This is a genomic window from Acinetobacter sp. AYS6 (assembly GCF_025630795.1).
GTDB lineage: Bacteria > Pseudomonadota > Gammaproteobacteria > Pseudomonadales > Moraxellaceae > Acinetobacter.
Genome location: NZ_JAOTNV010000006.1, coordinates 323,288 through 342,866, shown reverse-complemented (window position 1 = coordinate 342,866; position 19,579 = coordinate 323,288). Strand labels below are relative to the sequence as shown.

The 19,579-nt window shown below is 35.4% G+C and carries 20 protein-coding genes and 1 pseudogene; 10 read left to right on the top strand and 11 right to left on the bottom strand.

The annotated features are described in order from the left end of the window. Position 1 precedes the first annotated feature (1 nt). The gene (locus OD757_RS09960; protein ID WP_263031756.1) at positions 2 to 1,252 is read right to left on the bottom strand and encodes a dienelactone hydrolase family protein; all 1,251 of its coding nucleotides are present in this window, start codon (positions 1,250 to 1,252) and stop codon (positions 2 to 4) included. 329 nt (positions 1,253 to 1,581) lie between these two features. Here OD757_RS09960 and OD757_RS09955 point away from each other — a divergent pair, with 329 nt between their 5' ends. Further along, entirely contained in the window at positions 1,582 to 2,925 is a 1,344-nt protein-coding gene (locus tag OD757_RS09955; RefSeq protein ID WP_263031755.1) for an MFS transporter, read from the top strand. A 70-nt stretch (positions 2,926 to 2,995) separates the two neighbouring features. Here OD757_RS09955 and OD757_RS09950 read toward each other — a convergent pair whose 3' ends face one another. The 7 genes from OD757_RS09950 to OD757_RS09920 form a co-directional block, all read right to left on the bottom strand. Next, positions 2,996 to 3,982: an AraC family transcriptional regulator gene (locus OD757_RS09950; protein WP_263031754.1), complete on the bottom strand. Its 987-nt coding sequence runs from the start codon at positions 3,980 to 3,982 to the stop codon at positions 2,996 to 2,998. Between the two features lie 326 nt (positions 3,983 to 4,308). Then, positions 4,309 to 5,094, bottom strand: coding sequence for a 3-hydroxybutyrate dehydrogenase (locus OD757_RS09945; protein WP_263031753.1), 786 nt, complete (start codon positions 5,092 to 5,094; stop codon positions 4,309 to 4,311). A 33-nt stretch (positions 5,095 to 5,127) separates the two neighbouring features. Next, positions 5,128 to 6,549 (bottom strand): GntP family permease, encoded by a 1,422-nt coding sequence (locus OD757_RS09940; RefSeq protein ID WP_263031752.1) that lies wholly within the window; start codon positions 6,547 to 6,549, stop codon positions 5,128 to 5,130. A 465-nt stretch (positions 6,550 to 7,014) separates the two neighbouring features. Continuing rightward, positions 7,015 to 7,431, bottom strand: coding sequence for a hypothetical protein (locus OD757_RS09935; protein ID WP_263031751.1), 417 nt, complete (start codon positions 7,429 to 7,431; stop codon positions 7,015 to 7,017). A 95-nt stretch (positions 7,432 to 7,526) separates the two neighbouring features. Then, on the bottom strand, positions 7,527 to 8,048 hold the full coding sequence (locus OD757_RS09930) for an SH3 domain-containing protein (protein WP_263031750.1): 522 nt from the start codon (positions 8,046 to 8,048) through the stop codon (positions 7,527 to 7,529). Positions 8,049 to 8,194: 146 nt separating this feature from the next. Continuing rightward, entirely contained in the window at positions 8,195 to 8,419 is a 225-nt protein-coding gene (locus OD757_RS09925) for a hypothetical protein (RefSeq protein WP_263031749.1), read from the bottom strand. 204 nt (positions 8,420 to 8,623) lie between these two features. Continuing rightward, positions 8,624 to 9,067 carry a BLUF domain-containing protein gene (locus OD757_RS09920; protein WP_263031748.1) on the bottom strand — a complete coding sequence of 148 codons (444 nt, stop codon included), beginning with the start codon at positions 9,065 to 9,067 and terminating at the stop codon, positions 8,624 to 8,626. 230 nt (positions 9,068 to 9,297) lie between these two features. Here OD757_RS09920 and OD757_RS09915 point away from each other — a divergent pair. The 3 genes and pseudogenes from OD757_RS09915 to OD757_RS09905 all read left to right on the top strand — a co-directional run bounded on the left by OD757_RS09915 (position 9,298) and on the right by OD757_RS09905 (position 10,774). Further along, positions 9,298 to 9,560 (top strand): annotated as a pseudogene (locus tag OD757_RS09915) (hypothetical protein). 359 nt (positions 9,561 to 9,919) lie between these two features. Then, on the top strand, positions 9,920 to 10,174 hold the full coding sequence (locus OD757_RS09910; RefSeq protein WP_263031747.1) for a CPCC family cysteine-rich protein: 255 nt from the start codon (positions 9,920 to 9,922) through the stop codon (positions 10,172 to 10,174). A gap of 150 nt (positions 10,175 to 10,324) precedes the next feature. Further along, complete coding sequence (locus OD757_RS09905; RefSeq protein ID WP_263031746.1) at positions 10,325 to 10,774, top strand: hypothetical protein; 450 nt, start codon at positions 10,325 to 10,327, stop codon at positions 10,772 to 10,774. A gap of 21 nt (positions 10,775 to 10,795) precedes the next feature. On the opposite strand, the gene OD757_RS09900 is transcribed toward OD757_RS09905, so the two are convergent. Continuing rightward, positions 10,796 to 11,203 carry a J517_1871 family lipoprotein gene (locus OD757_RS09900; RefSeq protein ID WP_263031745.1) on the bottom strand — a complete coding sequence of 136 codons (408 nt, stop codon included), beginning with the start codon at positions 11,201 to 11,203 and terminating at the stop codon, positions 10,796 to 10,798. Positions 11,204 to 11,388: 185 nt separating this feature from the next. Here OD757_RS09900 and OD757_RS09895 point away from each other — a divergent pair, with 185 nt between their 5' ends. The 6 genes from OD757_RS09895 (at position 11,389) to OD757_RS09870 (ending at position 17,163) form a co-directional block, all read left to right on the top strand. Further along, positions 11,389 to 11,778 (top strand): hypothetical protein, encoded by a 390-nt coding sequence (locus OD757_RS09895; protein ID WP_263031744.1) that lies wholly within the window; start codon positions 11,389 to 11,391, stop codon positions 11,776 to 11,778. A gap of 148 nt (positions 11,779 to 11,926) precedes the next feature. Next, positions 11,927 to 12,808: a LysR family transcriptional regulator gene (locus OD757_RS09890; RefSeq protein WP_263031743.1), complete on the top strand. Its 882-nt coding sequence runs from the start codon at positions 11,927 to 11,929 to the stop codon at positions 12,806 to 12,808. 244 nt (positions 12,809 to 13,052) lie between these two features. Continuing rightward, on the top strand, positions 13,053 to 13,757 hold the full coding sequence (locus OD757_RS09885; RefSeq protein WP_263031742.1) for a CoA transferase subunit A: 705 nt from the start codon (positions 13,053 to 13,055) through the stop codon (positions 13,755 to 13,757). A gap of 1 nt (position 13,758) precedes the next feature. Continuing rightward, the gene (locus OD757_RS09880; protein ID WP_263031741.1) at positions 13,759 to 14,400 is read left to right on the top strand and encodes a 3-oxoacid CoA-transferase subunit B; all 642 of its coding nucleotides are present in this window, start codon (positions 13,759 to 13,761) and stop codon (positions 14,398 to 14,400) included. A gap of 115 nt (positions 14,401 to 14,515) precedes the next feature. Next, positions 14,516 to 15,925, top strand: coding sequence for a short-chain fatty acid transporter (locus OD757_RS09875; protein ID WP_263031740.1), 1,410 nt, complete (start codon positions 14,516 to 14,518; stop codon positions 15,923 to 15,925). Positions 15,926 to 15,990: 65 nt separating this feature from the next. Then, positions 15,991 to 17,163 carry a thiolase family protein gene (locus tag OD757_RS09870; protein ID WP_263031739.1) on the top strand — a complete coding sequence of 391 codons (1,173 nt, stop codon included), beginning with the start codon at positions 15,991 to 15,993 and terminating at the stop codon, positions 17,161 to 17,163. A 47-nt stretch (positions 17,164 to 17,210) separates the two neighbouring features. On the opposite strand, the gene OD757_RS09865 is transcribed toward OD757_RS09870, so the two are convergent. Further along, entirely contained in the window at positions 17,211 to 18,104 is an 894-nt protein-coding gene (locus OD757_RS09865) for a LysR family transcriptional regulator (RefSeq protein ID WP_204389647.1), read from the bottom strand. 244 nt (positions 18,105 to 18,348) lie between these two features. Continuing rightward, the gene (locus OD757_RS09860; protein WP_263031738.1) at positions 18,349 to 19,242 is read right to left on the bottom strand and encodes a LysR substrate-binding domain-containing protein; all 894 of its coding nucleotides are present in this window, start codon (positions 19,240 to 19,242) and stop codon (positions 18,349 to 18,351) included. Between the last annotated feature and the right edge of the window lie 337 nt (positions 19,243 to 19,579).

Genomic DNA, 19,579 nt, shown 5'->3' with positions numbered 1-19,579 from the left:
CTTAATTGACTGGCTTGCCTTCACTACTTGACCAAGATGGCATCAAAGTATTTGAAGGAAGATCTTCATCAAGAAGTTTTCGTGCTGTCTCGACACCTGCAACTGGTAAGCCTGTTGGGTCTAATAAACCAATTTGAACGAGTACCGACGCTTGGTCCCAGTAAATATGCTCATGACACAGCTTTGAGCCTCTAAACTGAATTACACCTAACATTGGAATTTCTACATATTTACCAGTCGGTTTTACACCCGGTAATAACCAGTCAATTTCTGCGTCGTGGGTAAAGCTCATAATGAATTCGTCGACCACTTGCGTTGAGCCAACCGTACGAGAGATCGAAGTGATCTTCATATCTTTCGGGTTTCGATGAACAAAGTGATATTGATAAAAACGAGCAAGCTGGCTTTGGCCTACACCGCCAGTCAAGGTTGGAATATGGTTGACATAAGGTTCTGCGACCATCGTTGCCATAGTTGCGGGGACGTCACGCGTATCAAACTCATGACGAATATGCTCTTCCCATAAGGCAACTAAGTCATATTTCGGTCCAATCGTGTCATGTAGTGCGGTTACTGTACGCTCGTGGGCAAAACGTGCTGAAGGTTTGTGGTAATGATTGCTTTTTGGGCGCGCAAAAGCATGGTCAACACCTTCGTATACATAGGCTTGTACATTTGAATATTGGTTAGCTGCATCGACAATTGCTTGCCTCGCATCTGGCGGTGTAAATTGGTCCAGTTCTGCAATATGTAAAACCAAGCGCCCTTTTACGTTGGCTAGCTCATCTAACGCTTTTTCAATGCCTACACCGTAATAACCTACGGCACATGCCACTTCCGAAAGTCGACAACCTGCCAAATAAGCAAGCTTTCCACCCAAACAGTACCCCACCACACCGAGGCCTGTAGAGGTGTCACATTCCGGTCGAGTCTTTAAAAAAGCTAAGCTGTCTTGAATATCTTCAACACCGAGGTTTTCGTCATATTGCTGATAAAGTTCAAAAGCTTTTTGAAAATCTTCTGGTGTGTAACCCAGTTCAATATTCGGTGCTACACGCCAAAATAAATCAGGAACCAAAACGGTATAGCCTTCTTCTGCAAGAAAAGCTGCTTTTTCTCGCATTGCTGCATTCACCCCAAAAATTTCCTGACACAGCACCACTCCAGGTCCTTTTCCTGTTTCGGGTGTTGCTAGATATGCACTGAACTGCTTTCCAGATGCAGTTTTAATTTGAATGGTTTGACCAGCCATAGTGTCAACTCCTGACATTGTTATGGCTTTATCTTCTATCCAAATTTTTTTTTAGACTGTCCAAAAGCTGCGAGCATTATCCAATCTCTGCGTAATTATCAAAATCAATCAAACTGGATAAAAAATTAAAAACAAAGAAACATCTATATTTCAAAAACTTAAATAAAAAAATAAATTAATACTTTTTATCTAATTTGGAAAATATGGATGAAGATTAGGACTTATTGGATAGTGAGAATTGGCTAAAAATAGTTCAATCAAAGGCACAGGTTTTGTAACGAACACATTGAATTACTCAGGGAATTAAATAATTTTAAGAAGGAATACATATGAAAACGATAGATGCAAACACGATTATCAACCGCGAGAAACTGTCTCCATTACAATGGATGGTTTTTATCCTAGGCTTTTTTGTCTTCTTCTGTGATGGCCTAGACACAGGAATTATTGGTTTTATTGCTCCAGCTTTACTAGATGACTGGGGTATTACCAAGCCTCAACTCGCTCCTGTTTTAAGTGCTGCCTTAGTCGGTATGTCGATTGGTGCAATTATTTCCGGGCTTTTGTCTGATAAGTTTGGGCGTAAAGGCGTTATTGTTTTTACAAGCCTTTTATTTTCAATATTTACCATTTTGTGCGGTTTTGCCAATTCAACTCAAGACTTAATGATTTATCGCTTTATTACAGGTGTTGGTTTAGGCGCAGCCATGCCAAACATCAGTACCATTGTCTCTGAATATATGCCTGTAAAACGTAAAGCATTTCTTACAGGTCTTGCTGGGTGTGGTTTTATGTTGGGTATTTCTTGTGGCGGTGTGTTGTCAGCTTATCTATTAGAAAGCTATGGCTGGGCTAAAGTGATTATTATTGGTGGAAGCATTCCCCTCATTTTAGTGGTTGCTTTGTTGCTTAAATTACCTGAATCAACTCAATACTTAATTACACGTCATCAACAAGATAAAGCTCAGCGTATTTTAGAAAGTATTCAAGGCCATTCTTTTCAAGAACCGGTAAAACTCGTTTTAACTCAGGCTGAAACTGCCTCAGATGAAAATCCAGTTAAAATCGTTTTAGGAAAATACCTGTGGGGTTCAAGCATGCTTTGGCTCTGCTGCTTTACCAGTCTGTTGGTGTTCTATCTTTTAACAAGCTGGATGCCAACAATTTTAAAAACGGCAGGTTTTAGTACCCAACAGTTTAGTTTAATTGCCGCGATTTTCCCTTTTGGTGGTGTAATTGGCGCAACCATTATGGGATGGTACATGGATAAACTGAACCCAACCACAGTGATTAAATATTCATATCTCATCGCTTTCGGCCTATTTATTGTTGCAGGTCTAGTAAGCTCAAATATTTTCTTGTTAGGTCTTACTATCTTCCTAATTGGTGCATTACTCGCTGGTGCACAGTCTTCATTACTGCCTCTTGCAGCTATGTTCTATCCAGCAGTATGCCGCGCGGTTGGCGTTTCATGGATGCATGGTATTGGTCGTATCGGTGCAATTTTAGGGGCTTTCTTTGGCTCGCTCATTTTCACTTTCAACCTAAGCTTAAGCGGTATTTTCTTTATTCTCGCTTTACCAACCTTCATCTCATTTATTGCACTTAGCTTGAAAGTGATTTATGAGAAATCTAAAAATAAACAAGTGTTAAAACTCGAAGAAAGTCTATAAATATTAATCAATAAATAAAAAAACTGATTTAGTTGCCTAAATCAGTTTTTTTATTGCGAAAAATTAAATATCAGAAAATTTTGCCCTTGGTCTCACTTGGATTTTCTCCGAACTCTTCACGATATTCTTGAGAGAAACGACTTAAATGGTTAAAGCCCCAGTCATAGGCAAGCTTTGAAATAGAAATCTTTCTATCTGCTCCTGTTGTACTCAATATCTTATAAATTTGTTGAAGGCGATATTTTTTCAAATACGACATTGGGCTGGTGCCATAGTACTGTTGAAATTCGTCATATAATTTTGATTTTGAAACCCCAGCCAGACGTTGCAAATCTTCTGCACAGATTTCTTCATGTGCATGTTCAATAATAAAATTACGAACCTTACGGATATACGCTGGCTCATCTTGATGTGAGAGTGACTTTAAGGCTTCAGAGTAGTTATTTTCTTGAGACAACAATAATGCTTTAATTACAAAATTTTCATAGTCTTCAGATAGCATTTGCAAACCATAAAAATTGCTATATTGCGATTTTAACTGTACAAAATTTTGAATGTTCTTCCACCATGCACCAATCAGTTGCTCCGAGTCTAAGTGCATTTCAGGATTAAAAATAATGGGCGTCTCTATGGGTTTATTGAGTAGATCCGCAAGAACAATCTGCATACTCCGCTCAGGAATAACCACCTGAAATTTTCTGCAATCTTTATCAATAATCAAATCTTGCTGATCGTTATTTGAAACAATAAGGCCTCTATTTTCATCAGATTGATAATGAGCACCACGAATGTTGAGAGCTTGTCGACCTTGTATAGGCAAACTAATGCTATAGGCTTTTAAATTTGAGATGTTAATGGCAACGTTTGCACCATAACTGATTGTACCGATCGCCATTTTTTTAGTAGGCAAACGCATTCCGTCATAGTGAAAATCGAGAGTGTCTTTGTAAATTGTGTCTAGACGGTGTTCACCACAAATTGTGGACATCAAATTCTGCGCAAATTCAGCTTTGCGTGAATAATGATTGAGTTCCATCTGTTGGCTGAGTGATATCATATCCTTTTCACCTAGCTAAAAACTTATTGCTAAAAAAGCAACTTGTATGCCAATTAATATCCGTAAATTGGCGAGTTTTCCTGAAAAATATCTAATCAAGAAAGAGAGTAAAGATTACTTTCTCATACTCTATTAGATTTTAAAAATGGAAATAAGTTAAATACCTTTAAAGTATAATTTCATACTTTAACAAACTTATTTTATTAGATTTTTTATAAACAAATACAGTAGAGATAAATCATTATTTTGAACAGTAGACTATGGTAAATTTTAATGAATAAAAAAACCGCCTATTCAAAATAAGCGGCTTTTATAAAACACTTAAATTATTGGGCGGTATAACCACCATCCATAACCACAGCTTGGCCTGTTACCCCACCAGCTTTACTACTCGCAAGGAAGATTGCATAGTCAGCAATTTCTTCAACAGACAATAAACGTTTTTGAGGAACCATTGCCAAAATTACATCTTCAAGTGCGCTGTCTAAACTCACATTACGCGTTTTAGCCAAATCAGCAATTTGCCCACGAACCAATGGTGTATCTACATACCCCGGACATAAAGCATTTACCGTAATTCCATCGCGTGCACATTCCAAAGCCGCAACTTTTGTTAGGCCAATCACGCCGTGTTTCGCGCTGTTATAACCTGCCTTTCCAGCGAAACCAATTAGGCCATTAATTGAAGCCATGTTAATAATACGACCAGATTTTTGAGCTTTCATGATTGGAAAAACGTGTTTAATACCAATAAATGCCCCTGTTAACATGACCTGAACTAGCTTTTGAAAAACAGCCGTTGGAAACTCTTCAATAGGCGCAACATGTTGAAAACCAGCATTATTAATTAAGATATCAACTGTACCAAAAGTCTTTTGAGTGAGCTCAATGGCTTGTTTATAAGCATCTTCATCGGTTACATCACATGGTGCAGATAATGCTTCAAAACCTTGCTCTTTAAGTGAGTTCGCCGTCTCTTGGCACTTTTCAGCATTCATATCTGAAATAACAACTTTTGCCCCTTCTTGAGCAAATTTCTTAGCAATCTCTAGACCGATACCGCTTGCAGAACCTGTAATAAAAGCCACTTTACCGTCTAAAAGTTTAGTCATCTATTTACTCCTTAATACTTATAACGTGCTGATTTAAACAATACCCGTTACGGTAAAGACCGTAATCACCACAAATACCGCTAATGTTTTAATTACCGTAACTGCAAAAATATCTTTATACGATTGTTTATGGGTTAAACCAGTAACAGCGAGTAAAGTAATAACAGCACCATTGTGCGGTAAGGTGTCCATACCACCTGAGGCCATCGCAACCACACGATGCATAACTTCTGGTGGAATACCCGCAGCTAAAATCGCGGCGTTATAGTGTTCAGCCATTGCACTTAAAGCGATACTCATACCACCAGATGCTGAACCGGTAATACCAGCTAAAACGGTTGTCGTCACAGCCCCATTCACTAAAGGATTTGTGAACGTACTACTCATTGCATGACTAATCATGGCAAAGCCCGGTAATGACGCAATAATTGCACCGAAACCATACTCAGAAGCTGTATTCATCACAGCTAAAAGTGAGCCACCAATACTGGCATTAATGCCCTCTTTAAAGTTCGTCACTACACGCTGATAATCAAACAAAATGGCAGAAATAATCCCGACAATAAGTGCAAGACCAACCGCCCAGATCGCACCAGTTTTTGCAACATCTACAGTGTAATCAGCTAAACCGACAGTGGCAAAATCAAAGCCATTTGGATACCACTCTTTAATTGCTTTAGACAAATATTTGTTCATTACTGCAACAAGAATAAGTGGTACAAACGCTAAAAATTGACGAGCCGTACTCCCATTATTTTGCAGAGTCATATCGGCTTCAATTTCTTGAGGCTGCGTATTATCTACTCCAAAGCCTGAGAACCCTTCCCCAGCTTTTACAGCAGCACGGCGACGCCATTCTAAATAGCTCAAACCCATGCATAGAACGAAAATAGCACCAATAATACCTAGAAATGGTGCAGCATAAATATTGGTACCAAAGAATGTGGTCGGAATTACGTTTTGGATTTGCGGTGTACCCGGTAATGCATCCATGGTAAACGTAAATGCACCCAGCGCGATGGTTCCCGGAATTAAGCGTTTTGGAATATTCGCTTGTCTAAAAAGCTGGTTGGCAAAAGGATAAATTGCGAATACAGCAACAAAAAGACTCACACCGCTATACGTTAAAATTGCACCTAAGAGTACAACGGTTAAAATTGCTTTTTTCGCCCCAATCCATCTCACAATAGTTCGCGCAATAGACTCGGCAATTCCAGACATTTCAACGACTTTACCGAAAATTGCCCCGAGCAAAAATACCAGAAAGTAATCTTTAATAAAGTTCACCATTTTGGGCATAAATACACCCGAATAAAACGGTAAAACATTGGCTGGATTAATGAGTAGAACAGCAAGTAAGGCACAAATTGGTGCCATAAGAATGACTGAAAAGCCCTTGTAAGCTGTATACATTAACAGCCCAAGCGAAAGTAGAATTACAAATAATTCCCACATATATTCTTTCTCCCTAAAGAATAGATATTAGGTTCAATAAAATTACCAAAAGATATTTAGGTTATCCCAAACCTATAATGATAAAGATCACAATATCTATGAGTGGTAATAGGTAAATGAGCTTAAAAATAAAATATCACTAAAATATTCAAAAACAATGTAAATTATTTAAATTTTAAAAAAATTATAAAATACAATTACTTGTGTTATTTAATTGGTAAAATTTAATTATTTAAAAACTACTATTGTTTTATAAAACTTATTAATTGTTGAGTAAACCAAATTAATATGACTATATTATTTAATAAAGATAATTAAATAATATATTTTTTAAAATAATTTAATGAATATTTCCTTAAGTGAGTTGGTAATCTATTAGTAGTTAAGAAAAACCCACTTAATGACGAGTGGGTTTAATTAAAATCTAATATTGCTTGTTTCCTTTAGACAAAAGATCTTACTGTCTTATTTCATTCGAGTTAGTCTTAAATTAAAGTCAGATGGAAGTAAAATTCGATATTCTATCTCTGTCCCTGGTTTGACTTCTGTTTCTTGAGAAGTGGCAATATTCGGGCACATTCCCCCACCAGTTTCTAATCTAAAGATATAATATTTAGGCTCAAGATAAATTGTAGCGATTTCGTTTGAACGAATTGAGAATACTTTCTCGTTGTTAACATACATATCATGACTACAGCCAGATCCTAAAAAACCTTTATCTCTTAAAAAAGTAACTTTTGCTTGTTCAGGAGTGTGTTTCTTTAAATAGTTCTGATTGTATACTCTCTCATTAGGTACTGGCTTGGCTGTATTTGAAGCAACTGGAGCTGTTGAACACCCCATCAAGCTGAGAACTAGTCCTAAAAAAATAATCTTTTTCATGAAATTATCCATTTTAATAATGAGTAAAATTTAACAGTTCAGAAAACGAAAAATCACCTAAAGGTGGCTTTAAACTTAATGATATTTTAGTTTTGTTAGTACCTTGGCTTATATCTCTTATTTCCTCCACTAGTAATACAATAGTGTCCACCTTTTGGCCCCACACAATAATCAACTACAGCACAAGAACAATCAGTGTGGTAATATTTTTTAGATTTTTTACTTTCTGAATGATGATATTGTGATTTTAAAGCCTGATAATTATGAGATTTGGATGTTTTAGTCTTTTGTTTAAAACAATCTTCAGTTTCACACAAAAGTTTCTGAGAGATCCATTGAGGGGAAGTTGAATTTAAAGAAATACGTACCCAATTTCCTTTTTTTTCATAAATATCAACTTTTTCACCACGTCCAAGTTTTGCTACAACATTACCATTAGGTTTATCTCTAATATTAAGTGTATTGGTATTAATATATTTTGATTCTATAGCTTCTTCAACTGAACTTTGTGCTTCCTCATTGTTTGAGTTATTTCTTGAAGTATGGTCATTACTTGAACCAAAAATTCCTAATGCTATTAATCCGGCCGCACCCCAGCCTAAAGTTGATTTTTTCATGTTTTACCATTTATTTTGTATTTTTCTTACCTTAACAGAGTGTAATTAAAAATAAAAATAGGCCTATATAATCAATGGTCTAATGGTAATAAATATTAAACCACTATAAGGCAGTTTAATTATCCTCAAAACACTATAAAAAGTGTTTACTCTTCTTCATTTGTTGTCTTTTTTCCTAAGCATGTGTTTTCGATACTGTCACCAAATTTAAGAATCGGGGGTAGTTCATTTTCATCATAGGTTTCTGGAATTGGCCATTCATATGTAAGTTTAGCAATCCGATTCGCCTCTTTCTTATTATAAAAACTCTTTTCTACTTTTATATATCCAAGCAGATAATCAAGAGGTATACCATCTTGCCTAAAAAGCATATATGTAAATGCATATGTAATGCCTCATTTTTCAGACATTGCATAAGCAACATTTATTAATAATAAATATGTAAGTAATAGAATTAAAATCTTCTTCATCTATTTAATTAACTCTATATCCAATCTTACTTAAAAATATAAGCCCTCTAAAGAGGGCTTATATTTTTAAGTAAAAAACTATTCTAATTCAGATCCTATCGTGGATTAAATTTGATATTGATCAGCTTTAAGATTTGGTTGATCTACAAGCAATTCAATAAAAGATGGAATTGATGTAGTGTTAAGCAAATACGGGTTAAACTCATCGATATGATGATCAAAAAAGAAATCTTTTATTTTCGTATTTATAGGAGCAAATTTCATACTCCATTGTTTAAATAACCGCTTCTCGGATGGTTTCAAAAAGATGATTTCACAGTTCTGATGTCTTGAATCTTTCAAAATTGAATTATAAAATAGCGATTCGACTAGTTCTTTCTCACCTTCTAAGTACTGCAAGAAATACCCATTACCATAGTAAAGCACTCCCGTAATATCATTAAAAGAGTTGAATTTGACTGCTTCGGTGAGAATATCAATTAAATCTTGTTTTACTTGACTATGTTCACTATTGGTTTTACTTGCATACATAAAGCCTATTAAACTCATAGCGATAACTCGAAGATAAATTTCAGATGGGCATTCTGACAGCTACACACCACGCTTACAACCTGACCTATTTGAAACCTTGTATTTCAAGAGTAAAGATTATTATCATTTTGAAAATGACAAACTTTAACAACCTGAAATCTTTTGTAAATTAATACCAACCTAACAAAGTAAGCAGAAAATATTAATTTAATTAAAATCAAGAATAGTCTTTAATTTGTGGATATCTGATGGAGAACTATGAAATTATTCTTCAAGACGAACATCATAAACAACTTAAGATTGTCAAAGTTCAAGATGTACGTTTTGATGTAAATACAATTAACAATAGTTATCAATGGTTATGGGTATTTGATCATAGTTCAGAGTTTTTTCCATTTGAGTTATGGACCAGCTCGACAATGCAACTATTCATCAAAAGATAAAACTAGATAATCAAGTTTTTAAAATTATCAAGATTTTGACAAAGAAAACTAAAGTCAGGTCTTCCTAATATATAGCTGTACGAATAAAATAGAAGCTTAGGAAATGGGCATTCTTTAAGATTTTTAATCCATTATATGAAAATACAACTCTTATTATCTCTAATGATTATTAGCCTTACGTCTTGTATTGGAAAGCCTACTATAGCGACCAATGTAGAATCTCTATTCAACCTTTACTTATCACAGGCAATATGAGAAGTAATATTTCAATAATGGCTTCAGCACATGGAAAGCTTATAGTAGATAAAAAAGGATGTATCAGGCTTGGCGATAAAATAGCTCCACTAATTATTTGGCCCTATGGCAGCAAATTAGAAAACTTAGGAAATGGCAAATTTAAAATTACCATTAGGAAATAAATATTATTATGAACAATAAATACCCATGCTTATGCTGTGGTTATTTAACCAGAGATGAGCCACCTAATGGTAGTTACGATATCTGCCCAGTGTGTTTCTGGGAGGATGATCCAGTTCAGTCAGAAGATTATGAATTTTCAGGTGGAGCAAATGTTCCATCTTTAAATGAATCTCGTAAAAATTTTAAGGAATATGGAGCTATCGAAGAACGATTTATTCGATATGTAAGACTACCTTATGAAAATGAAATGATTGAAGAATAAATAATGAAAAACGATTTTGAAAGCAAATGGAATAGTAACTTTCTCAATAAAGTTCCTATTCCTTACCTATTTAAATACTATTTTCCAGATAGTTAGCTTCGTCTGCACAGCTTCGCTGATTCAAAAAGATATACTGATAATTCTACTCAAATGGACATATTACTTAAACATCAAAATCAGATTATTGATGACTGTTTAAGTTCTGGCTCATCCATTTTTATAGTCTCAGGAAACTCTTTTATAGATAAGTCACAAGTGCCAATCTATGATCAAGTTTCTAAGCTTAATTATGATTTTACCACTGTAACTCCTATAAACTTACATAAAGCTGATCCAGAACATTTTGATGATGGTGAAAATAATGTCTTATATTTCACTCCTATGTTCACTGGAATAATATGGGAAACTAATATTCATAACGATCTATTAATCAAAATTGCTAATGATGAGACCCGTGCTTTTTTTATTTCTTTTGAGAAAAATATAATTATCGCGCCTTATGACGGCGGTTTAGATCTTATTATTGAAGATTGCTATTTAAAAAATGATATAAAAAAGAAATATAGTAAACTACTTTCAAAAAGAGATGATGGATTTTAAAACTAAATTATAAAGTAGTATCTATATTTCTTTAGCGCACCTCAATGAAGCGGCTTTTAAGTCATTATCAGCTTTGTAAATCATATTTAAACTAGAAGCACTTAAAATTGTTCTAGCTTCGATTAGATCTTTATTCAGAATTTTAACTTCTAGAGTCATACCATTTTCAATGTAAATCATATTATTTGCATACTTAACTTTGTTGAATACAACATGTCCACTACTATCATCACAAAGTATCCCATTGCCATCTGAGTCAAGTTTTATAGTTGATATGCTTGGGCTGATTGAAATCGTCCATATACCTGACACTGGAGGTTGTAAAGGCTGCAATTCGCTAAATTTATTATTAGTCATTTGAGTAGTTGGGCTTACACACCCACTCAATATAAGGGGTGCAACCACTAAGCTAAGCATAATTCTATTCATTAACTTTATCCTTATATATTTTCATTTATCTTTTAAATTAAATTTTAAGATTTTAGAATTCACAAATTATCTTAATTGAATTAATAACCACTTTATGTCGAGATAGAGTTTTTGAAAAATAATATTTATTTAATCTGGATTATTCAATAGAATGTGTGGGTAACGTCTTGATAAGAAAATAAAATATGAGGTGGTTTAAATTTGTATTGTATCCTCTGGGCATGTTTGTACTATGGCAAATCATTTTTATCATCGAACAGCTCTCTTTTGAATTTTTAAATGCACCACAAATTCTTGTAGGTATAATAGCGCTGATCATAAATTGTAGTATGCAAATTTTGATTGGGTATAAAATTCCCCAATTAGCACCGAAATATAAATTTGTAGCGAGTGCTACATACATCATCTTTTTCACTTTTTTATTAGCAATTTATTCAACAACTATTTTATTAGAAGGTTTAAAAGTTGCTCCTCAAGTAATTTGGCTAGGTCATTTATTTTTCCATGTAGTTGGAATGGCTCTATATTTTGCGAATAACACAGATGAATTCTGTTGGGAAAATTTACTAAAGTAGTTCAATATCTTGTCTACTCATTGTTTATTCTTGATTAATTAAGTGGATGAACATTCCCTTTTCATAATTTTTTTCAAAAAACATCATATTAGACAAATTTTCGTATAAATTACCCTTCTAGGTGAGCTGAGCAATCTAAAGGAATGAAATGACGCTTAAACAATTAAAAGCTTTTTTAGCTCTTGCGCGTACACTCAACTATGCCAATGCCTCTTTAGAGCTACATTTAAGTCAATCAGCTTTAAGTCTCAGCATCAAAAGCTTAGAAGAAGAGTTAGGCGGTAAATTATTTAACCGTAACACACGTCGCGTTGAGCTTACCCAAGAAGGTAAATCCCTCATTCCCTATGCTAAAAAATTACTCGCCAATTGGGATGAAATGGAAAATGATGTCAAACAACGTTTTAAACTCAACCGTGGAACCTTAAGTATCGCCTCAATGCCCTTTGTGACTCATGCAATTTTGCCTGAGGTGATTCATCAATTTTTAGAACTTCATCCCAACCTGAACTTTTCAATTCAAGATATTCCAAATGAAACTATTATAGAAAAAGTACAAGATGGTATTTTTGAACTTGGCATCTGCTTCGAACCAGATCTCACCGAAGGTTTAGAATTCAAGCCATTGTTTGAAGAAGATTTCTTGGCTCTATTACCTAAAACTCATCCTCTTGCTCAATCATCTTCTATTACATGGCAAGAGCTTTGTTCAAATCCATTCGTCACATTACAAAAGCCTTCAATTGTGCGATATTTAGTTGAGCAAAATTGTTTGCGAAATAATATGACTCTTGATTTGAAAGTCGAATGCCATCAAATTTCATCACTTTCAAGTTTTGTGGCTTACGGAATTGGGGTAAGTGCGATTCCAAGACACTTTGCAAAACATATTGATAAAGAACATAACGTGTTGATTGAGTTAAAGGATGAATCGATTCATAAGACTGTAGGAATTGTTTATAAAAAGAACTTTGAAATTTCAAATATTTCGACTCAATTTATTGAGGCTTTGGTTCAATATAAATTTTAAAAAATTAAAGACTGTATTTTAGGACGAGCTAAGCTCAAGGCTAATTTAATTTTTTAATTGTTATAATTTTCAATATATTAATGAGAATTTTTAAAAGTTTAAACATTATATGTGTCTGATCTTTTGTAGGCAGTTTGAAACCATTCATTGATTATACTTATTAATCCTTTAAAAAAATTAACTTCTATAACGCAAAATGTGATGCTAAAACTAAGATGACTAAGGGATATAGGATAACAATAGAATGAATAAAGTTTATGCCAATGCAGAGGCAGCACTAAAAGATGTTATTGCAGACAATCAAACACTTGCCGTAGGCGGTTTTGGTCTATGTGGAATTCCGGAAAAACTGATTGTTGCAGTTAAGCAAAGTGGTGTGACTGGTCTCACTTGTATTTCAAATAACGCAGGTGTAGATGATTTTGGTTTAGGTATTTTGCTTCAAACCAAACAAATCAAAAAAATGATTTCTTCTTATGTTGGAGAAAACAAAGAATTCGAGCGTCAGTATTTAAATGGTGAACTTGAGGTAGAACTTACCCCGCAAGGCACTTTAGCTGAAAAGTTACGTGCTGGCGGTGCAGGAATTCCTGCGTTTTATACGCAAACTGGTGTCGGTACCCTCATTGCGGAAGGTAAAGAAGAACGTATCTTTAATGGCAAAAACTACATTTTAGAAGAATCTTTAACAGCAGATGTTGCTCTTGTTAAAGCCTATAAGGCAGACAAGGCTGGTAACTTAGTATTCCGCAAAACTGCTCAAAATTTTAACCCTGAATGTGCGATGGCTGGAAAAATTACAATTGCAGAAGTTGAACAGGTCGTTGAAATTGGTGAATTGGATCCAGATGAGATCCATTTAGCAGGTATCTATGTAAATCGCATTGTACTGAATGCATCCCCTGAAAAACGTATTGAGCATAAAACTTTAAGCACGGAGGCAGTATAAAATGGCTTGGTCACGCAATGAAATGGCACAACGTGCTGCACAAGAACTTGAAGATGGTTTTTATGTCAATTTAGGTATTGGCTTACCTACTCTAGTTGCTAACTATATTCCTGAAAATATTAATGTTTGGCTTCAATCTGAAAATGGCTTATTAGGGATTGGCGAGTTTCCGACTGAAGAAACTGTTGATGCCGATTTAATTAATGCTGGTAAACAAACAGTCACTGCTCGCCCAGGGGCTGCATTTTTCTCAAGCTCTGAATCTTTTGCCATGATTCGTGGTGGCCATGTCAACATCGCAATTTTAGGTGCCATGGAAGTTTCCGAAAATGGTGACTTAGCCAACTGGATGATTCCAGGTAAGAAAGTCAAAGGTATGGGCGGCGCGATGGACTTAGTTGTTGGTGTCCAAAAAGTTGTGGTTCTTATGGAACACTGTGCAAAAGACGGTACACCAAAAATTGTAAAGAGCTGTAGTTTACCTTTAACAGGTAAAGGTGTTGTGCACCGCGTAATTACTGACTTAGGTGTAATGGACATTACGCCACAAGGTGTAGAGCTAATTGAACTTGCTAAAGATGTCACGCTTGAACAAATTCAAGCTGCTACAGGCGTGGAATTTTACAAAACCTTAGTCGCGTAAATTTTAATTTTTAGTTACCCATATAAGACTTAAGCTAGAAAGTGAGCTTGAGTCTTAACCCTTTTAAGCACCGGATGTGCTGTCAATGAATAAGAACGAGAAGGATTTTTCAGCTATGGAAAAACAGCAAGGAATTTTTGAAAGATTTGCTCTTCGGATTAGTGACTGGTCTGAAAAATGGTTTCCAGATTCATATATTTTTGCACTACTCGGCGTCATTATTGTGTCTATTGCCGCTTTGGGTATTGGTGCCCCAATTCACGATGTAGCGACTTCATTTGGTAATGGTTTCTGGAGTCTTATTCCCTTTACCCTGCAAATGACCATGCTGATTATTGTGGGTTATGTCGTTTCTGTATCTAAGCCAATAAAATTCCTGATTCAAAAAATGGCGCGTATTCCAAATTCTGGGCGTGGTGCTATTGTTCTGGTGGCAACTGTCAGCTTATTAATTTCGCTAGTCAATTGGGCAGTAAGTACCATTCTTACCGCACTTTTAGTGATTGCATTAGCGAAACGTAAAGAGCTGAACATGGATTACCGTGCTGCTGCGGCAGCTGCAATTATTGGTATGGGTGCCACTTGGGCACTTGGGATCAGCTCTTCTGCTGCACAGCTTCAAGCAAATAAAAGTAGTTTACCTGAGTCAATTTACAATCTGACTGGCGTTATTCCATTTACCGAAACCATTTTTCTTTGGCAATCAATTGCAATGACGATTATTTTGGTCATTGTCTCAATTGCAATCGCGTATTGGTCTGCACCAAAAGGTAATAACGTTAAAACGATTGAAAGTTTTGATGTGCAATTTGAAGAGGAGAAACCACATGAAGAGAAATCTACCCGTCCAGGTGACTGGTTAGAAAACTCGCCTATTTTAACAATTATTGTGGTGGCCTTAGGTTTAATCTGGATGTTCTTTGAATTTTCAAAAAGTAATCCAATTATTGCTATTTCAAGCTTAAACACATACAACTTTGTCTTTTTAATGCTTGGTCTGGCGTTACACGGAACACCACGAAATTTCTTAAATGCCGTTGCAAAAGCAGTTCCAGCTGTATCGGGAATTTTAATTCAGTTTCCACTTTACGGAAGCATTGCCTTTATTATGACGCAAGCTTTAAACAGTCAAGATTTATCGCTATCGCATTATGTTGCCGAGTTTTTCGTCTCTATCGCCTCAAAAGAAACCTTTGCGATTGTGATGGGAATTTACTCTGCCATCTTGGGATTCTTTGTACCTTCTGGCGGTGGAAAATGGATTATTGAAGCTCCATATGTCATGCAAGCAGCAAATGATTTAAAAGTTCATTTGGGCTGGTCTGTACAAATTTATAATGCAGCCGAGGCTTTACCAAATTTAATCAATCCATTTTTCATGCTACCAATGCTTGGCATTTTAAAATTAAAAGCAAAAGATGTGATTGGTTTTACAGTTACTCAGCTCGTCGTGCACTTTCCCTTAGTTTTATTTTTATTGTGGTTTTTTGGAAGAACGCTTAGCTACACCCCACCCACTTTTTAATTTACTGGCGCCTTTAGTTTCGGCTAAAGGCAAATTTAGCAAATACATTAATAAGAGATATTAAGATGAGTTCAATTGTTATAGTTTCAGGTAGCCGTACGGCAATGGGCGGTTTTCAAGGTAGTTTATCCTCATTATCTGCACCAGAACTTGGCGCCGCTGTAATCCGTGAATCGATTCAACGTGCTGGTGTTGCACCTGAACAAGTAGATGAAGTTATTTTTGGTTGTGTGTTGAGTGCAGGTATCGGTCAAGGTCCTGCTCGTCAGGCGATGCGTAAAGCTGGTGTACCTGATCATGTCGGTGCAGTGACTATTAATAAACTGTGTGGCTCTGCCATGAAAGCGGTGTTAATGGCTTCAGACACTTTAAAAGCAGGCAGTGCCAATATTATTGTTGCAGGTGGTATGGAATCTATGACCAATGCGCCTTATATTCTGCCGAAAGCTCGCAGTGGTTACCGTATGGGTCACGGTGAAATTAAGGACCATATGTTTTTAGATGGGCTTGAAGATGCAGAAACAGGCCGCTTAATGGGTTCTTTTGCTCAAGACATGGCAAATACCAAAGGTTTTACACGTGAGCAAATGGATAACTTTGCGATTTCTTCATTGAAAAAAGCGCAAACTGCCATTACCGAAGGTTACTTCAAAGAAGAAATTGTTCCTGTTGAAGTAAAAACCCGTAAAGGTGTCGAAGTTATTGATCAAGATGAGCAACCATTAAAAGCTAATCTTGAGAAGATTCCAACATTGCGCCCAGCTTTTAGTAAAGATGGGACAATTACAGCTGCAAACTCAAGTTCAATTTCTGATGGTGCTGCTGCATTAGTACTTACCACGGAAGAATATGCTCAAAGCCATGGTTTAAATACTTTAGCAAAAATTGTGGCAACTTCTACTCATTCACAGCATCCAAGCGAATTTACCATTGCTCCGATTAGTGCGATCCAAAAAGTGCTTGAGCGTGCTGGTTGGTCTGTGGATGAGGTAGATGCTTGGGAAATTAATGAAGCTTTTGCAATGGTAGCCATGGCACCAATTCATGAACTCGGTATTGATGAAGCAAAAGTTAACGTACACGGCGGAGCTTGTGCTTTAGGACACCCAATTGGCGCAACTGGCTCAAGAATTATCCTTTCTCTTATTTATGCTTTAAAACGTCTAGGTAAAAAGAAAGGTGTCGCTGCATTATGTATTGGTGGTGGTGAAGCTACAGCTGTCGCAATTGAAATCTAAAATCAAACTACATAGAAGATGTAAGAATTTTTCTTACATCTTCTTTTTTAGACTTTAAAAAGTTCATAACAGGTTTGGCGGAACCATTTATGACTACTTTTATGATGGCAAGACATATGCCAATGCTGTTTAACATCATAGGTTGGGAAGTCTAGAGGTGCTGGTAAAATCTGTAAGTTTTCTCTGACCAACAAGACTTGGCTCAAATAATACGGCACTGTTGCGATCGCATCTGTTTCTTGAACAACTAAGCCTACCCCTAGATAGCTTGGTAAGCGAATTAAAATATTTCTATCTAATCCTTTGTTCTGTAATTCATTTTTAATATGGTAGTGCCCAATACCCGCATCAATATCAATATGATATTCACGCATATAATCTTCTAAAGTAAAATTTTGCGGATTTAAACGAGGATGGCTCTTAGAACTAATCACAACATAATGTTGTTTAAAAAACTTTTGTTGATAAAAGCCTTCTTCTAGTTGAGGTAAAAAGCCAATTGCAAGGTCAATTTCACCATTTGCCATTTGATAACTGGTTTCTGGCGTAATTGGTCGAATGTTTAACCGAATTAAAGGCGCCTTCTCTTTCAAATAGTTGGTTAATTGCGGTAATAAGACCAGATGAGATACATCTGTCATCGCAATCGTAAAAAGTTGGTCCGAGGTAAGCGGGTCAAAGTTCACACTAAAGTTATTAATACTTTCAACTTTATCAATCACCTCACTAATGAGCGGAAAGATTTCTTTAGCCAATTCGGTTGGAATCATCTCATTACCAACACGAATAAAAAGAGGATCATTAAAATGCTGTCGGATTTTGTTCAGTCCATTACTAACACTCGGTTGTGTAAGGCCAATCGCATCAGCAGCCATTGAAACGCTTTTAAACCGATAAATATGATAAAAAATATTTAGTAATCTACTATCTAGATCAAACAAAATTGTCTCCGTCTGGATCAAATAATCCATTCAAAAAGGACTGAAAACAGGTATAGCACAGATAAAAATGCTAAACCTGTTTTTTAAATTATTGATGTATCGTCTAAATTAACAAAGAATCTAGACCATCGGCAATGCTTTATAAAGCCTTTCATCATAAAGACAAAAGCATAGTCTCTTTATTTGGTTACTTTGTATATAAATCTAGTGAATACAGCTCATATCATTATAAATCTTTTAAAATTTAATCATGCTGAATTTGAAAGCCTTTCCAGATTTGCTGGACTGATTTGTTATCACTCAAATTATTTTTAAAAATATAAATATCTTGGGGAAGACAATACTCATGATGATCTAACATGACGAGTTTTCCGGTAGCAAGATCATCCTCTACATTGATTTTTGGAATCCATGCGACCCCTAAACCTTGTAATACGAGCTCTTTCAAATTGGTTGCATTATCAGTCTCGTATAAAGTTTTATAGATCAATTTACCTTCGATCAGTTGATCTACTAACTTTCGTAAATACGCATGTTTACTATAAGCCAGTAATGAAAAATTACTCTGAATTGTATGCTTAGGTGTGTGGTCTGCTTCAGTAGCTGACACAGGAACAATCTCTGTTTCAGCAATCTTGATGCCACTTAAAATATCATCACCCACACGATTAATATTAGATCGGTCTGCATAACAAATCATAAAGTCACAGGCACCTTCTTTTAAAAGAGATAAGCCTTCACCACTATTCGTCGCGACAATTTCGATTTTTAAATCACGCATAAACGTTGGGAATTTTTTTAAGAAAGTTGTTAAAAAACCTGATGCTAATGAATGGACTACACAAAAACGAATCGTAGATTCAGTTTCATTTTTAATATTTTTAATCAGCTTAGCGGTCTCTTCCACCTGCTTCTCAATATTTTTAGACATCACCAGCATAATTCGCCCGATGTCGGTAAATTCAATATTATTTTTATTATTTCTAATAATAACTTCAGCTCCAATCATCTCTTCTATTTGCTGAATTCTACGTGTAAAAGCGGACTGGCTAATAAATCGTTTTTCTGCTGCTTTTGAAATAGAACGCTCTCGCTCTAACGTCAAAAGATCTTCTACCCAACGTACTTCTAAGTTCATTTTATGCATTCCCTTTTTATATTTATGTCCTTAATTTGTCTTGTTGGGAAGCTGACTAAATAGCTGAATAGATGAATGAAAAATATAAAACATGGGATTACCTGCAAAAATGCGATGGAAGAATGGCAAAGCCAAACGATAAAAAGTAAGTATTTAATAATTCTGACATAGAAAAGAGCGTAAGAGAATAAAAGACTTTGATTTAACTCTACAACTCATACAAATATAAAATTTTTATGATAAAAATTATTTTAAATCAATAATTAAATTGTCCATAACCAAAGTAAATGAAGAGTTCAATCTTAATAAAAAATAAGAATAATCCAAGGATTTCTTT

What these genes read in the sequence shown, in the direction of transcription:
- OD757_RS09885 (WP_263031742.1), top strand. Translation starts at nt 13,053, where the DNA reads ATGAATAAAGTTTATGCCAATGCAGAGGCAGCACTAAAAGATGTTATT.
- OD757_RS09890 (WP_263031743.1), top strand. Translation starts at nt 11,927, where the DNA reads ATGACGCTTAAACAATTAAAAGCTTTTTTAGCTCTTGCGCGTACACTC.
- OD757_RS09920 (WP_263031748.1), bottom strand. Translation starts at nt 9,067, where the DNA reads ATGAGTTTAATAGGCTTTATGTATGCAAGTAAAACCAATAGTGAACAT.
- OD757_RS09945 (WP_263031753.1), bottom strand. Translation starts at nt 5,094, where the DNA reads ATGACTAAACTTTTAGACGGTAAAGTGGCTTTTATTACAGGTTCTGCA.
- OD757_RS09925 (WP_263031749.1), bottom strand. Translation starts at nt 8,419, where the DNA reads ATGCTTTTTAGGCAAGATGGTATACCTCTTGATTATCTGCTTGGATAT.
- OD757_RS09905 (WP_263031746.1), top strand. Translation starts at nt 10,325, where the DNA reads ATGGACATATTACTTAAACATCAAAATCAGATTATTGATGACTGTTTA.
- OD757_RS09935 (WP_263031751.1), bottom strand. Translation starts at nt 7,431, where the DNA reads ATGAAAAAGATTATTTTTTTAGGACTAGTTCTCAGCTTGATGGGGTGT.
- OD757_RS09880 (WP_263031741.1), top strand. Translation starts at nt 13,759, where the DNA reads ATGGCTTGGTCACGCAATGAAATGGCACAACGTGCTGCACAAGAACTT.
- OD757_RS09910 (WP_263031747.1), top strand. Translation starts at nt 9,920, where the DNA reads ATGAACAATAAATACCCATGCTTATGCTGTGGTTATTTAACCAGAGAT.
- OD757_RS09955 (WP_263031755.1), top strand. Translation starts at nt 1,582, where the DNA reads ATGAAAACGATAGATGCAAACACGATTATCAACCGCGAGAAACTGTCT.
- OD757_RS09900 (WP_263031745.1), bottom strand. Translation starts at nt 11,203, where the DNA reads ATGAATAGAATTATGCTTAGCTTAGTGGTTGCACCCCTTATATTGAGT.
- OD757_RS09960 (WP_263031756.1), bottom strand. Translation starts at nt 1,252, where the DNA reads ATGGCTGGTCAAACCATTCAAATTAAAACTGCATCTGGAAAGCAGTTC.
- OD757_RS09870 (WP_263031739.1), top strand. Translation starts at nt 15,991, where the DNA reads ATGAGTTCAATTGTTATAGTTTCAGGTAGCCGTACGGCAATGGGCGGT.
- OD757_RS09875 (WP_263031740.1), top strand. Translation starts at nt 14,516, where the DNA reads ATGGAAAAACAGCAAGGAATTTTTGAAAGATTTGCTCTTCGGATTAGT.
- OD757_RS09940 (WP_263031752.1), bottom strand. Translation starts at nt 6,549, where the DNA reads ATGTGGGAATTATTTGTAATTCTACTTTCGCTTGGGCTGTTAATGTAT.
- OD757_RS09860 (WP_263031738.1), bottom strand. Translation starts at nt 19,242, where the DNA reads ATGAACTTAGAAGTACGTTGGGTAGAAGATCTTTTGACGTTAGAGCGA.
- OD757_RS09895 (WP_263031744.1), top strand. Translation starts at nt 11,389, where the DNA reads ATGAGGTGGTTTAAATTTGTATTGTATCCTCTGGGCATGTTTGTACTA.
- OD757_RS09930 (WP_263031750.1), bottom strand. Translation starts at nt 8,048, where the DNA reads ATGAAAAAATCAACTTTAGGCTGGGGTGCGGCCGGATTAATAGCATTA.
- OD757_RS09950 (WP_263031754.1), bottom strand. Translation starts at nt 3,982, where the DNA reads ATGATATCACTCAGCCAACAGATGGAACTCAATCATTATTCACGCAAA.